Source organism: Streptomyces sp. NBC_01481, from assembly GCF_026339995.1.
Lineage (GTDB): Bacteria > Actinomycetota > Actinomycetes > Streptomycetales > Streptomycetaceae > Streptomyces.
The window spans coordinates 229,123-243,533 of sequence record NZ_JAPEPT010000004.1 but is presented as its reverse complement, the minus strand read 5'-3'; the positions used below and the strand labels follow the sequence as shown (position 1 = coordinate 243,533).

At 71.4% G+C, this 14,411-nt stretch carries 11 protein-coding genes; 2 read left to right on the top strand and 9 right to left on the bottom strand.

Going from position 1 to position 14,411, the window contains the following annotated elements; translation table 11 throughout:
• Nucleotides 1–37: 37 nt before the first annotated feature.
• The gene (locus tag OOK40_RS22855; protein WP_266485073.1) at nucleotides 38–1,531 is read right to left on the bottom strand and encodes a hypothetical protein; all 1,494 of its coding nucleotides are present in this window, start codon (nucleotides 1,529–1,531) and stop codon (nucleotides 38–40) included.
• Between the two features lie 232 nt (nucleotides 1,532–1,763).
• Between OOK40_RS22855 and OOK40_RS22850 the strand changes: the two genes are divergently transcribed.
• Both OOK40_RS22850 and OOK40_RS22845 read left to right on the top strand, forming a co-directional pair.
• Entirely contained in the window at nucleotides 1,764–2,888 is a 1,125-nt protein-coding gene (locus tag OOK40_RS22850) for an aminoglycoside phosphotransferase family protein (protein ID WP_266485070.1), read from the top strand.
• Between the two features lie 397 nt (nucleotides 2,889–3,285).
• Nucleotides 3,286–5,373, top strand: a complete 2,088-nt coding sequence (locus OOK40_RS22845; RefSeq protein ID WP_266485068.1) for an N-acetylmuramoyl-L-alanine amidase — start codon at nucleotides 3,286–3,288, stop codon at nucleotides 5,371–5,373.
• Nucleotides 5,374–5,471: 98 nt separating this feature from the next.
• Here OOK40_RS22845 and OOK40_RS22840 read toward each other — a convergent pair whose 3' ends face one another.
• From OOK40_RS22840 to OOK40_RS22805, 8 genes are all read right to left on the bottom strand, one after another.
• On the bottom strand, nucleotides 5,472–5,972 hold the full coding sequence (locus OOK40_RS22840; RefSeq protein ID WP_266485066.1) for a hypothetical protein: 501 nt from the start codon (nucleotides 5,970–5,972) through the stop codon (nucleotides 5,472–5,474).
• 67 nt (nucleotides 5,973–6,039) lie between these two features.
• Nucleotides 6,040–8,967 carry an AAA family ATPase gene (locus OOK40_RS22835; RefSeq protein WP_266485064.1) on the bottom strand — a complete coding sequence of 976 codons (2,928 nt, stop codon included), beginning with the start codon at nucleotides 8,965–8,967 and terminating at the stop codon, nucleotides 6,040–6,042.
• Nucleotides 8,968–9,111: 144 nt separating this feature from the next.
• Entirely contained in the window at nucleotides 9,112–9,456 is a 345-nt protein-coding gene (locus OOK40_RS22830) for a hypothetical protein (protein ID WP_266485062.1), read from the bottom strand.
• A gap of 143 nt (nucleotides 9,457–9,599) precedes the next feature.
• Nucleotides 9,600–9,842, bottom strand: coding sequence for a DUF397 domain-containing protein (locus OOK40_RS22825; protein ID WP_266485060.1), 243 nt, complete (start codon nucleotides 9,840–9,842; stop codon nucleotides 9,600–9,602).
• A 117-nt stretch (nucleotides 9,843–9,959) separates the two neighbouring features.
• Entirely contained in the window at nucleotides 9,960–11,126 is a 1,167-nt protein-coding gene (locus tag OOK40_RS22820) for a thiolase domain-containing protein (protein ID WP_266485057.1), read from the bottom strand.
• Nucleotides 11,119–12,180, bottom strand: coding sequence for a thiolase domain-containing protein (locus tag OOK40_RS22815; RefSeq protein ID WP_266485054.1), 1,062 nt, complete (start codon nucleotides 12,178–12,180; stop codon nucleotides 11,119–11,121). Before OOK40_RS22815 ends, OOK40_RS22820 begins: the two co-directional genes overlap by 8 nt.
• On the bottom strand, nucleotides 12,180–13,139 hold the full coding sequence (locus tag OOK40_RS22810; RefSeq protein ID WP_266485051.1) for a Zn-ribbon domain-containing OB-fold protein: 960 nt from the start codon (nucleotides 13,137–13,139) through the stop codon (nucleotides 12,180–12,182). Before OOK40_RS22810 ends, OOK40_RS22815 begins: the two co-directional genes overlap by 1 nt.
• Before the next feature lie 341 nt (nucleotides 13,140–13,480).
• Nucleotides 13,481–14,290: a crotonase/enoyl-CoA hydratase family protein gene (locus OOK40_RS22805; protein WP_266485048.1), complete on the bottom strand. Its 810-nt coding sequence runs from the start codon at nucleotides 14,288–14,290 to the stop codon at nucleotides 13,481–13,483.
• Nucleotides 14,291–14,411: the final 121 nt, after the last annotated feature.

Sequence of the window (14,411 nt, the reverse complement as noted above, 5' to 3'; positions counted from 1 at the left end):
GGGTCGGGTCCTGGGGCGCGTACCGCGCTGGACTGGACTAGATTTCCGCACTCCTCGGCTTCTTCGAGGGGCTGTTGGGCAGGGCCAGCTGGATCTCCTCGCGAAGATCCTGGATCCTCGGATAGCCGGAGTAGTGTCCGGTCAGCCGGTACATCTCCCGCAGCCTGTCCCACGTCCGGTGCGAGGAGGTCTCCCCCATCGAGACGAGTGCCAGCCTTGCGTAGCGGTCGGCCTGTTCGGGGTCGTCGGCGATGAAGCACGCCGAGGCCAGTGAGATGTAGTCGAAGATCTTCGAGCGCTGACGGCCGCCCTCGCGCAGCTCCAGCGCCATTTTGGCGTGGTTCTGCGCGGTGGCCGCGGCGGACGGGTCGTGTTCGGCGAGGGTGCGGTACGCGAGTGCCTGCATGCCGTGCAGATCCGCCTCGTCGAACATCTGCATCCAGCTCGGCGGTGGCACATCACTCTTGTCGGAGACGAAGAGGTCCTCCGCCTCACCGAGCGTGCGGCGCATGGCCTGGCCGCGGCCCATGGACGCCTGTGCCCAGGCCTCGATGGTGTGCAGCATCGCCTGGGTGCGCGGCAGGACCTGTTCACCCGAGCCGGACTTGGCGAGCTTCATCAGGTCCAGGGCATCGTCGGGCCGGCCCAGATGGACCATCTGCCGGGCGGCCCTGGAGAGCGCTTCGCCGGCGCGCGGACGGTCGCCGCCCTCGCGTGCCGCATGGGCGGCGATGACGAAGTACTTCTGGGCGGTGGGTTCGAGGCCGACGTCGTGGGACATCCAGCCGGCGAGGACGGCGAGGTTGGCGGCGACGCCCCACAGGCGCCGCTGGAGATGGTCGGGGTGATGGTAGGCGAGCATGCCGCCCACTTCGTTGAGCTGCCCCACGACTGCCTTGCGCTGGAGCCCGCCGCCGCGGGCGGCGTCCCAGGCGCGGAACACTTCGACGGAACGCTCCAGTGCCTCGATCTCCTGCGACCCGATGGGGGCGGCCTCATAGCGGTCGAACCCAGCGGGGTCGGCGCGCAGGGGATGGTCGGTACGGGGAGCGTCCTGGGCAAGTGCGGGGTCGGTGTGCAGCCAGTCGTGCATGGCGCCGCTGAGTGCTGAGCCTGCGGCGAGCGCGGCGCCCGCACCCACCAAGCCGCGTCGGTTGAGCATGAGGTCCATTCCCGTGAATTCGGTGAGGACCGCCGCCGTCCGCTCGGGCGCCCACGGAAGGCCGTCAGGGTTGCCTGCTCCCTTGACGTCCCGCCGTCTACCCGCTCGCCCGACTCGTACGAACCCGAGGTCCTCGATGGTCACGACACGACCGAGTCGCTCGGTGAACAGAGCTGCCAGCACTCGTGGCACGGGATCGCGCGGGGTCTCCCCCATGTCGATCCAACGCCGCACCCGTGAGGTGTCGGTTGCCAGCTGGGGGTGGCCCATGGCCGCCGCCTGCCGGTTCACGAGTCTCGCGAGTTCGCCCTTTGACCAGCCGGCCAGGCCGAACAGGTCGCAGAGGCGGGTGTTGGGTTCTCCGGTCACGTCAAGCCCCCAGGTTCTCGGCTGAGTTGACACTAACCCTCTGTCATAGGGCTGGCGACTATTCGCCACGGTTCGCCAGGGTGCGCCAGATGGTGTGCCACCCGCGACGGGGTGTGACGTAGGAACGCGCCACCTCGGCTCGGCAGCCGGAGGCATTCCCCAGGGTGTTGCCCGGCTGCCGGGGCGGGGCCGCGTACGCAACTTGTCGGCACACGAAGGGATCTGTCACCCCATGTACACAGCATCGTCCTCCGTGTCCGTCCCTCACCGGCCGCAGCGGACCGCTGTCCCGGCCGTCGGCACCGGGCCGTATCTCGACCCGATCCACGCCGGCCGGGCTCGACGGCCGGCGGGAGCCGTCGGCCAACCCCTCAGCGGGAGAATCGACTTGTCCGGCCCTCAGGGCGCACAGCTGCGCATGGCTGTCGCGTCGGTGCACCGGATCTGCCCGGAGTTCCATCCGGTGCAGGTGCTGCGCCGCAGCGGACGTTCGGTACTGATCGTCGGCACCACCGGACGGACGACGGCGGTCGCCAAGTGCTTACTGGATCACTCGCCCGTCTGGGCCGAGCGGCTCCGCCACGAAATAGCTGCATATCGCGCCTTCGTCCGGCACCGCCCACCAGTGCGGGTTCCGCGGCTCATCGCCGCGGATCCCGACAACTGCACACTGGTGATCGAGCGGATGCCGGGCCGGGCGGCGGCCCTTGCACGGCACCCGGCCGAGGCTCCGCCCCGTGCCGATGTACGGGCCGCCCTCGGCGCGATCGCGCGACTCAACTCCTGGCGCCCGCCGACCGGGATGTTCGACGCCCCGCTCGACTATGCGGCGCGCATCTCGCGCTACCACGAGCTGGGGCTGTTCACCGACCGCGACCTCGGGGACCTGCAGAAGCTGCTGCACGGTCTGGCGCACGCCGGCGGGCGGCAGGGCATGGGCCAGTTCTGTCACGGCGACGCTCTGCTCTCCAACATCCTGCTGTCGCCCACGGGTCCGGTGCTTGTCGACTGGGAGCACGCCGGCTGGTATCTGCCCGGCTACGACCTGGCGACGCTGTGGTCGGTGCTGGGGGACGCGCCGGTGGCGCGCCGTCAGATCAGTCAGCTGGCACAGCAGGCGGGACCGGCCGCGCGGGACGCGTTCCTGGTGAATCTGATGATGGTGCTGACCCGGGAGATCCGTACCTACGAGACTGCCGTCCAGCGCACGATGCGGGACGCGCCACCCGCGGGCGGCGCCCAGATTCCGCCCGGCGGACTGTCGGCCGGTGAGGAGCAGCGGCTGCTGCTCCGGCGGCTGCACGACGATTGCGCAATGGCCCGCCGGGCCGTGCGTGCGGCGGTCGGCACTCGCTGACCGACCGCCACAGAGGGGGAAACGCGCCGCGCGCCCAGTGCCGACACACTGGGCGCGCCGCGCGCTGCGCTGCCCGCCCAGTGCCGACACACTGGGCGCGCCGCGCGCTGCGCTGCCCGCGCCCGACCGCATTGCCGGACACTCGAACGTGCCTTCCGTATACGGACATTGGTCCACGCCACTGACGCGCCGCAGGCCCGGGCGCCATCCCGCCGAAACTCGGCGACATGCGTGCTGACGTGCGAAATCCTTACCGCGAGCCAAGATTGACGGATCGTCCGGGAGTCGATACGCCTGTAGACGAACCCGACCCGGCAGGCTCGTCGCGCACCATCCGTCCCTGGAGGCCGCCTTGCAAGGATCCGCCCCCGTACTAGTGAGAAGCGTCCGCCGACGCATGCTGAGAGCGGGGGGCGCGGTGGCGTCCGCCGCCCTGCTGCTGCCACTGGTCTCGGCCGGTCCATCGGCCACCGCCGAGCAGCGCGCCGTCGACGGGCTGCAGAGCGACTTCGCCGCGGCCGCCGCGAAGTACCGGGTGCCGCAGAGCGTGCTGCTCGGCGTCTCGTATCTGCAGTCCCGCTGGGACACGCACGGCGGCGCCGCGAGCGTCACAGGCGGCTACGGGCCGATGCACCTGACGGATGCCAGGACCGCACTGGCCGAGGCGCCGCACCACTCGCACGGCGGCGAGGACGCGCGCGGCGACGACGCCCGCCCGGCGCCGTTGACCGCCGGGGCGGAGCTTCCGGAGGTGTCCGAACTCCCCGCCCGGCCAGGTCCTGTCCGGTCGATCAGGCCGGATCAGGGAGCGGGGTCTGGCGTGGTGCATCGCAAGGCGGAGGATGGAGCCCACGCGGAGCGTAGGCGACTGACGACAACGCAGCGAGGTGCCGTGCCAGGGCACGCGAGCCCGGCAAGATCGGCCGGACAGGACCTAAGCACTCTGGACCGCGCGGCAGAGCTGTCGGGTTACTCCGCCGAGCGGCTTCGGGACAATCCTGCCGCCAATGTGAGCGGTGGCGCGGCCCTGCTCGCGGACGCGCAGAAGAGGCTGGGCCGCCCGCTGAGCGAGGACCCGGCGGACTGGTACGGCGCGGTGGCACGTTTCTCCGGCGCCGACGACATCGCTACCGCGACGACGTACGCCAACGACGTTTTCGACGTGATCCGCAGCGGCGAGTCGCGGATCACGGACAGCGGTCAGCGGGTCGCGCTCGCGGCCGACCCGGCCGTGGCCACCGATCCGGCGCAGGCGGCCGGCCTCGGGCTGCGGACGGCGGACGCGCGGAGAACGGAGTGCCCGCCGACGGTGGCCTGCGAGTGGATTCCCGCGCCGTACGAGGAGTTCGGCGATCACGACTACGGCAATCACGATCTGGCGGACCGGCCCGCGTCCCAGTCGGTGAAGTACATCGTCATCCACGACACCGAAGGCTCCTGGGACACCACGCTCAAGCTGGTCCAGGACCCGGCGTATGTCTCCTGGCAGTACACGCTGCGCTCCTCGGACGGGCACATCGCCCAGCACGTACCCGTCAAGGACGTGGCCTGGCACGCAGGCAACTGGTACGTCAACGCCAAGTCGGTGGGTCTGGAGCACGAGGGCTTCCTGGTCTCGCCGGACGCCTGGTACACGGAGGCGATGTACCGCTCGTCGGCCCGGCTGGTGAGGTATCTCGCGAAGAGGTACGGCATCCCGCTGGACCGCCGACACATTCTTGGGCACGACAATGTGCCGGGCACGACGGCCGCGACGATCCGCGGGATGCACACCGATCCGGGCCCGTACTGGGACTGGTCGCACTACTTCCGGCTGCTGGGCCGCCCGTTCACGCCGACCGCGGGACCGGGCAGCGATGTGGTCACGATCCGCCCGGACTACGCGCGCAACCAGCCGGTGTACACGGGCTGTGTGAAGCCCGCCGACGCCTGCGTGCCGCACGGCTCGGGGGCGGTACGGCTGCACACCGCACCCGCCGAGGACGCCCCGCTGGTCAAGGACATCGGCCTGCGCCCCGGCGGCGAGGACTCCACCACCGGCGTCAACGACACGGGCGCCCGGGCCTCGACGGGCCAGCAGTACGCGGTCGCCGGTCGCGAGGGCGACTGGACGGCGATCTGGTACCTGGGTCAGAAGGCGTGGTTCCACAACCCGCGCTCACGGCCGACGGCGGTGGGCGCCCGGGGCGTGCTGCTCACACCGAAGCCGGGCGCGCCACAGATCCCGGTGTACGGGCGTGCCTACCCGGAGGCGGCGGCGTACCCGGCCGGTGTCCCCGTGCAGGCGATCTCGCCGCTGCCGTACAAGCTCCTCGCCGGTCAGAAGTATGTGGTGGGCGACAGGACACCCGGTGAGTATCTGTACGCGACGACGTTCGACACCGCCGGACACACGGTGGTGCGCGGCCAGGAGCCGTACTACGAGATCCAGTTCGGGCACCGGGTCGCCTTCGTGAAGGCCGCCGACGTGACCCTGGTGCGGTAGTACGCGAGCCGCGGTGCGCCACCGTTCGTGGGGTCCGGTGGCGCACCGCCCACGCTTCATGGGCGCGGATGTGCTGACATCGTTGGCCCCGGAAGGGGTCAGCCCTGCTGGAAGAGCTCCGCGGGCAGCGGCTTGAGCAGCGCGTACAGATCGTCGGTGATCGGCCGGTCCCAGCTGGCGATCGTGACGAGGACATTGTCGCTGCGGTCGAACTGCACGCAGGAGATACGGCTTTCGGAGAGCTTGACGCGGCGCACGATCAGCAGGTTGTCACCCTGCATTACCGGCGTGTCCTCGACACCCACGACGTCGACGGGTTCGTCGTTCTCCAGTGCCAGCAGCAGCTGGGCCACCTCGAAGGGGATCTGTCCCTCTTCGAGCTCACGGGCCGGCGAGCCTTCCGGCAGATTGCCGATGATCATCGCGGGGCCGCGGCCGCCGAAGAGGTCGTACCGCAGGAAGACGCCCTGGCAGGTTCCGTCGGGGGCGGGCAGCAGACCGGCGCCGAGATTGCCGGGCCAGTCGCCCGGATCCATGGCCAGGACGTCGAAGTCCGGGCCCGCGGGGGTGGCGGCGCTGCGGCGGCGGAGGAAGGACATACCGCCATGGTACGTGTCCGGGCGGGCCCGGCCGAGCCGGGGCCCGAAGCCTCTGGGACGCCGCCGGTCACCGTCCACGGCCGCCGTCCAGCCCCTCGGCCGGGCCCTTGCCGATGGCGTCCGCCAAGCCCGCCTCGTCGGTGCCCGCCTTGCGGTAGACGGCCGAGAGCAGCCTGGTCACGGTCTGCTCGTCGACATGGAGGGCGGCGGCGACGGAGGCCCTGTCGAGGCCCTGGGCGGTGAGGACGGCGGCGCTCCGCTCGCGGGTGGTCAGCGCGTCGGTTTCGATGGCACGCAATCTGCGCGGGCGCAAGCCGGCTGCCGCCAGCTCGTGGCGGGCGGTGTCGGCGAGCCCGTCGGCGCCGCACTGTCCGGCGGCCTCCAGGCCGCGGTAGAGATACTCGGCGGCGTCCTTCGAGCGGCCCGTGCGGCGCAGCTGGGCGCCGAGGTCGACGAGGGCCCGGGCGAGTTCGTACGCGGCCGGTGAGCGCTCCAGATGGGTGACCGCCTCTTCGAGGAAGGTGGTCCTTTCGGTGCCACCGCAGACTTCGGCAGCCACGCGCAGGGCCTGGCCGACGCCGGAGGCGGTGGCGAAGCGGCGGGCGCGCTGCACCGCCTCCAGGGCGGTCGCGCGGGCCCGTTCCGGCGCGTCGTGCACCTCGGCGAGGGCGAGATGGAGCTGCCAGGGGCACCAGGCGGGGTTGCGCATTCCGCGCGGGTCGAGCCGCCTGCCCGCCGCGGCGAGTTCGACGGCCGCTTCTTTGGTACGGCCGCGGGCCAGCAGGAGCTCGCCGTACACGGTCTGGGAATCGGGGAAGGTCACGGCCGCGGGGAAGGGTTCGCCGAAGTCGTGGTCCTCGGCGATCTGTACCGCCTCGTCCGCACGCCCTCTGGCCAGCAGGACCTCCACGAGGGTGCCCAGCGCGTACCACTCGACGGGGGTGCGCGGCCCGACACGTTCGGCGAGCCGCAGCCCGGCGCGTACGAAGTCCTCCGCCTCGGCGAGACGCCCGCGCCGGAAGCGTATGTACGCGAGCAGGGTGTAGGCGAAGGAGAGATGGGCGCCGCGCCAGCCCTGGCGCTCGAACTCCGCGGTCCCGGCGGCGAAGAGCTCTTCGGCACGGCCCGGCCGGTCGCCGTACATGAAGGTGAGCGCGACCAGCACGGGGACTTCGAAGCCGCGGTCCTCGACGGCCCAGCTGAGGCCGCCCTGCAGGGCCCGTTCGGCGTGGGCCAGCGCGACGCCCGCGGGTTCGGCGCGCAGCATGGCGTCCCAGGCGCGCAGCCCGATGATGTACCGCTCGGTGAGGTCGCGTCCGGTGAGCCGGTCGGCGAGCCGGGCCAGGCGGCGGGAGCGGGCGGGCGAGTCGGGCTCGTCGGCGCGGAAGGCGTCCCACATGAACTTCTCGGACTGCATCCGCAGCCGGGTGCGCGGATCGCTGGTGAGGCGGGCCTCGCGGGCGAGGGTGTCGGAGGCTTCGCCGAGGCGGTCGGAGTGCGCCAGTACCTGGGAGAGCCGGTAGACGATGCCCTGGCGCAGGGCCGGGTCGGCGACGGGCTCTTCGAGGGCGGCGCGCAGGTGGTTGACGGTGGTGGCGGGCTCGGTGAGCAGCGATGCGCAGCCCAGTTCGTACAGGACGGCGGCCCGGTCGTCATAGGCCGGAGGTTCGCGCAGGGCGCGGGCGAGATGACGGCGGGCGGCGTCGGGGGCTCCGGCGCGCAGCGTCTCGCGCGCGGCCTGGCGCAGATGGTGGACCACCCACGGGTCGCCCTCGGGGTGGGTCTCCATGAGATGGCGGGCGGCAGCCGTGGAGCCGAGTCCGGCGTCGACGACGGACCAGGCGGCCTGGCCGTGCAGGGCGACGCGTACGGCGTCGGGGATGGCCCGGTAGACGGCGGTGGCGATCAGCGGGTGGACGAATTCGAGAGTGCCGTCGGCGGCCTGGGGACCGGTGAGGATACGGGCGTCGCGCAGCCGGTCGACGGCCTCGGCGGCCTCTTCCCTGCCCAGGCCCGCGACGTCGGCGGCGAGGTCGGGCCGGATCTCGGTGCCGAGTACGGCACCGGCCCAGGCGAGGCGCACGCTGGAGGTGCCGAGGCGTTCGAGGCGGGCGATCAGTCCGCTGCCCTTGACGGCGGTTGCCAGATCGCGCAGGAGGTGGGCGCCCGACTCGTTGGGTTCGAGTCCGCGGTCGCTGATCTTGGCGGTGAGTTCGACGGCCTCGAACGGGTTGCCCGCGGTGACGGCCCAGCATTCGCGGCAGAAGGCGTCGGCGGCGTGTGCGCCGAGCTGTTCGCGCACCAGTCGGCCCACGGCGGGCGCCGTGAGCGGTTCGAGGTCGATGGGGCGCTGTCCGGCCCGGCCGGGAAGACCGCGGAACTGCCGTGCGTGGTCGGGCAGTTCCTCGGGACGGTAGGCGACGACGAGCAGCATGGGCAGCTGTTCGGCCCGGGGCGCGAAGGCGGCGAGCCAGCTGAGCGACTCCGGGTCCGCCCAGTGGGCATCGTCGAGTACGAGGACGACCGGGGCACGCTGGACGGCGAGATGGGTGAGGACCCAGTCGAGGCCGTCACGCAGGCCCTGGGGGTCGGGCGGGGCGCCCGCCTCGGCGGTGCACAGGCCGAGTGCGGGTCCCACGATCGCGTACCAACTCCCCAGCTGGAGCCGCAGGGCGGCGTCCGACGAACCGGCGAGCTGTGGCTGGAGCAACTGGCGTGCGACATGGAAGGCGACCTGCTGCTCCTGGTCGCCGCCGCGCGCGGAGAGGATGGTGCAGCCCTTCGCCGCGGCACGGCGGCGCACCTCGGTGAGCAGGGTCGTCTTGCCGAGGCCGGCGTGGCCCGCGAAGGCGAGCAGAGCACCGCCCGGGCGCTCCGGCGGGTCCAGGTCGTCCGTGCTGAGGCCCGTCAGCTCGCCCAACGCCTCGTCCACGGCAGCCAATTCGGCTTCACGCTCGTAGAGTCGACGCCTGGTTCTGCCGGCGCGTCGCGTCATGGTGCACCCCCACGGCCGGGGCGTACGCCCGGCGCGATGAAGGGGCTGCCGGACGGACGTCCTCAAGGCACCTCAGGGTACGCCCGCGAGGCCACGTGGGGAGCGGCCTTGACAAATGCGTTTATGCGAATCCCAGGTGGGCAATCAGGCCGACGTCTGGGTGGGACCCATCCCGGGTGCGGCCGCACCGTTGATCTTCTCTATCGCCTGCCGTGCGTGCTCACCGGGGGTGCGCCCGGTCAGCGACGACACGGAGGAGGGCGCGGCGACCTGGCTCCGCTCCGCGGGCCTCGCGTGGCCGGCCGACCGCGTACGCAGCCGATGGCTGGCGGCCTCGTCCAGGCTCACGGGGCGCTGCATCTGGGCGGCCAGCCGGCTCGCCTCCTGCCCGAGTGCCGCGAGATCTTCCCACTGCAGGCGGACGACCAGGCGGAGTTCGGCCTCCCCGTCCGGCATGGCTTGGAGGGGAGGAATGACGGAGTCGTTCATGGGCTGTCCTCACGGTCTCGGAACGGAATCCTCGCGGGAACTCTGCGTACCCCGGATTCGGGGGTGCGCAGAGTGATACGGGAAACGCCCGCCGCGTGTTCAGTCCCGGATCAACTGCGTCCCCGGGGCAGCGAAGTCCCAACCTAGGTGAGGTCGAACTCCCCCTCGCGGGCGTTCAGGACGAAGGCGCGCCACTCGGCAGGAGTGAAGATGAGCGACGGGCTCTCCGGCCGGCCGCCGTTGCGCATCGCGATGAAGCCCTCGACGAAGGCGATCTGGACGTCTCCCGTTCCCTGACTGCTGGACTGCCAGTCGGCATTGCTGAGATCCAGTTCCGGCTTGTCCCAGCCCGAAAACCTCTGCGTGGTGGTCGTGCTCTCGGCCACGTCCGTGCTCCTCCCGGGTCGTCTCCGCGCCTCAGACTAGCGATCGTCTCCGGCCCGGGACAGGCCACGGAAGCAGGACCGCGGCCTGACCTCGGTGATGCGCCCGGCGCCCGGCGGTCAGGTGGCGGGCGGTTCGGCGCCGACCAGCCACATGGAGAAGAACTGTGCCCCGCCGCCATAGGCGTGCCCCAGTGCTCTGCGAGCCCCCTCCACCTGGTGCTCGCCCGCCCGACCGCGCACCTGGAGGGCCGCCTCTGCGAAGCGGATCATGCCGGAGGCCCCGATGGGGTTGGTGGACAGCACCCCGCCGGACGGGTTGACGGGCAGATCGCCGTCGAGTTCGGTGACCCCGGACTCGGTGAGCTTCCAGCCCTCGCCCTCGGCGGCGAAGCCCAGGTTCTCCAGCCACATCGGCTCGTACCAGGAGAACGGAACATACATCTCCACCGCGTCGATCTCGCGGCGCGGATCGGCGATGCCCGCCTGCCGGTAGACATCGGCGGCGCAGTCCTTGCCCGCCTGGGGTGACACGAAGTCCTTGCCCGCGAACATGGTGGGCTCGCTGCGCATCGCACCGCCGTGCATCCACGCGGGCGGCCCCGGTGAACGGGCGGCGCCCGCACGGTCGGTGAGGATCATCGCACACGCGCCGTCGGAGGACGGGCAGGTCTCCGAGTAGCGGATCGGGTCCCACAGCATCGGGGACGCCTGGACCTTCTCCAGGGTGATGCCGTGCTCGTGGAGATGGGCGTACGGATTCTTCAGGGCGTTGCGGCGGTCCTTGTAGGCGACGAGGGAGCCGACCGTGTCAGGGGCGCCGGTGCGGCGCATGTACGCCCGGACGTGCGGGGCGAAGAAGCCGCCCGCGCCCGCCAGCAGGGGCTGCTGGAACGGGATCGGCAGAGACAGGCCCCACATGGCGTTGGATTCGGACTGCTTCTCGAAGGCGAGGGTCAGGACGGTGCCGTGCACGCGCGATGCCACCAGGTTCGAGGCGACCAGCGCGGTGGAGCCGCCGACCGAGCCCGCGGTGTGGACGCGCAGCATCGGTTTGCCGACCGCGCCGAGCGCGTCGGCGAGATAGAGCTCGGGCATCATCAGGCCCTCGAAGAAGTCGGGGGCCTTGCCGATGACGACGGCGTCGATGTCCGCCCAGGTCAGCTCGGCGTCGTCCAGGGCTCGCCCCGCCGCTTCCCGGACGAGGCCCGCGAGAGAGACGTCCCGGCGGGCGGCGACATGTTTGGTCTGGCCGATGCCGACGACGGCCACGGGCTCCTTAGGCATCGGAGGCATCTCCTTCGAGTACGGCGACGAGGTTCTGCTGCAGGCAGGGGCCTGAGGTGGCGTGGGCGAGGGCCCGGTCGGACTCGCCGCGGTGGATACGGGCGGCAGCCTCGCCGAGCCTGATGAGGCCGGCGGCCATGACCGGGTTGGCGGCGAGAGCTCCGCCGGACGGGTTGACCCTCACCCTGTCGTCGAGGTTGAGGGCCCGGCGCAGGACGACTTCCTGCGAGCTGAAGGGGGCATGAAGTTCGGCGGTGTCGACGGGCCGCTCGAAGGCACCGGCCCGTTCGGCGGCGAGCCGGGTGGAGGGCGAGTCGGTGAGATCGCGGACGCCGAGGCTGTGGGCCTCGATACGGTGGTCGATGCCGCGGATCCAGGCGGGGCGTTCGCACAGCTCGCGGGCCCGCACGCCGGCGGCGAGGATCACGGCCGCCACGCCGTCGCCGACCGGCGGGCAGTCCCCGGTCCGCAGCGGCTGGACGACGTACTCTCCCGACGGGATCGAACCCTTCAGCTGGGCGTGCGGGTTGTCCGTGGCGGCGGCGCGGCTGCGGGCGGCGATCCCCGCCAGGGCGGGTTCATCGGCGAGTCCGGCGTCGATCAGGGCCTGCGCCTGGAGCGCGGCGAGCGCCACCGAGTCGGGCCAGAGCGGGGCGAGGTAGTACGGGTCGAGCTGTCGGGTCAGCACATCGCGGACCTCACCCGGCGACGATTTGCCGTACGCGTAGACGAGCGCGGTGTCGGCCTCGCCGGTGAGCAGCTTCACCCAGGCCTCGTAGAGCGCCCAGGCGCCGTCCATCTCCACATGGGACTCGGAGATCGGCGGCCATGCGCCGACTCCGTCGAGGGTCATGGTGAAGGAGAAGGCCCGGCCGGCGAGATAGTCGCTGGAGCCCGAGCAGGTGAAGCCGATGTCGCTGGTCTGCAGGCCTGTCTGGCGCAGCACCTCGTGCAGGACCGGCATCACCATCTCGACCTCGGACAGCTCGTCGCTGCGCCGCGTATGGTCGCTCTGCGCGAAGGCGACGATGGCCACGTCCCTGGCGTATCGCATCACAGGAGCTCCTTGTAGGCGTCGTAGTCGGCGTCGGGCTCACCGGTGGGCCGGTAGTGGTCGGGGTGGCGGCTGCCGTCCGTCCACACGGATTCGACGCGCAGGCCCATGCGCACCTGGTCGTAGGGAATTCCACCGATACGGCCGTGGAGTGCGAGGTCGGCTCCGTCGAGGGCGATGTGCGCGTAGACGTACGGCACTTCGATGTCGAGGTTCTTCGCCTTGATGTTGACGATGCAGTACGTGGTGACGGTCCCGCGGGGGCCGACCTCGACCTGTTCGTCGGTGGCGACCCCGCAGGTGGGGCAGGCGCCGCGGGGCGGGACGTACACCTTGCGGCACTGCGGGCACCGCTCGCCGACGGTCCTGCGTCCGGCCAGTGCGTTGATGTACGCGGTCTGGGCGCGGCCGGGAGAGTAGGTGTAATCCAGCCGGGCGGGGGCGACGATGCCGGTCACGGCGTCGGCGAACTCACCGCTGTGTGTGGTCGGTTGGGTGGTGGGTTCGCTGTCGTACGGCTCGAAGCAGGCGATGTCGGTGATCGCTCCGGTGCGCTCCCCGGCCCAGCGGATACGGACGCGCATGCCGGTGCGTACGGCCTCGGGGCCGGGGGCGTCGAGGACATGGAGGAGCGAGGTGTCGGCTCCGTCGAGCCGGACGAGCACCCAGGCGAAGGGTTCGGCCAGCGGCTGGTCGCGGCGCGAGGCGGGATTCCAGGCCCAGGTGGTGACGGTGCCGGTGTCTGCGACCTCGACGAGGTCGCGTATCTCCTCGGCGGTGACGGGGTCGTACTCGACGGGCGGCACGAGCACGGTGCCGTCGGCGGCCTTCACCCCGAGGACGGTGCGCTCACGCAGCCCGGTGAGGAAAGCGGACTGGACGGGGCCGAGGGAACGGGTGAAGGGGAACTCGACGATGAGGGGGGCGGTGAGGATGTGCGCGGCGGGGGTGGGGGACATGGGGGCTCCTTCTTCTGGGGGTCGAGGTGGGTGCGGCGGGGACGCCTGCGGCGGGCTTCACCCCACCCCGCCCCTTCCCGCTGTATCGATTTGCGGCTCCGCCGCGCGGCGGGGGCGCTGCCCCCGGACCCCCGCTCCTCAAACTCCCCCAGACTTCGTCCGGGGGGACCCCCACGGGGCTGAATTATTCAGCCCGTCCGGCGTTTGAGGACATGCGGCCGAAGGTCGCATACGGGGTCCGGGGTGAAGCCCCGTCGGGGTCTGGGGGCTTGCCCCCAGTTCGGGATGGGGGTACCTCCCACGGCCGCCAGGCCGTAGGGGGAGGGCGGGGTGGGGAACACTCACCCCCGCCGATACACCGGCGCCCTCTTCTCCGCGAACGCCCGCGCCCCCTCCTTCGCGTCCGCCGTGTCGAACACCGGCCACCCCCGCGCCAGTTCCGCCGCCAGCCCCTCCCTCTCGGTCATCTCCGCCGTCTCGTAGACCGACGCCTTCACCGCCTCCACGGCGAGCGGCCCGCACGCGTTGATCTGTTCGGCGATGGCGAGCGCCTTCTCCAGCGCGGTCGTGTCGGGGACGACATGGCCGACGAGCCCGATGTCCCTTGCCTCGGCCGCGCTGTAGGGGCGGCCGGTGAGCAGCATTTCCAGCGCGTGCGTGCGCGGGATCTGGCGCGGGAGCCGTACGGTCGAGCCGCCGATCGGGAAGAGGCCGCGCTTGACCTCGAAGAGGCCGAAAGTGGCGCTCTCGCCCGCAACCCGGATGTCCGTGCCCTGGAGGATCTCGGTCCCTCCGGCCACGCAGTACCCCTCCACGGCGGCGATCACCGGTTTGCGCGGGCGGTGGTGGCGCAGCATCGCCTTCCAGTGCAGGTCGGGGTCGGCCTTGAGCCGGTCCCGGTACTGCTCTCCTTCCATGCCTTTGCCCGCAAGGGCCTTCAGATCCATTCCGGCGCAGAAGGAGCCTGAGGCTCCGGTCAGTACGACGGAGCGGATCTCCTCGTCCTCGTCCGCCTCCAGCCAGCCGTCGTACAGGCCGACCAGCATCGGGAGCGAGAGCGCGTTCTTGGCCTCGGGCCTGTTCAGGGTGAGCACCAGCGTGGCGCCTTGGCGCTCCACGGTGAGGTGTTCGGTACCACCACGTCGTTCCATGTGCGGACCTCCGTCTCAAGACCTAGAACAGGTTGCAGGAGGCCGGGGTCCAGTTCAATAGTTTTCTGACAGTCAGTCAGATTTCTTCTGCGGCAGCCCTTCCCAGTTGTGCCCACCGGCG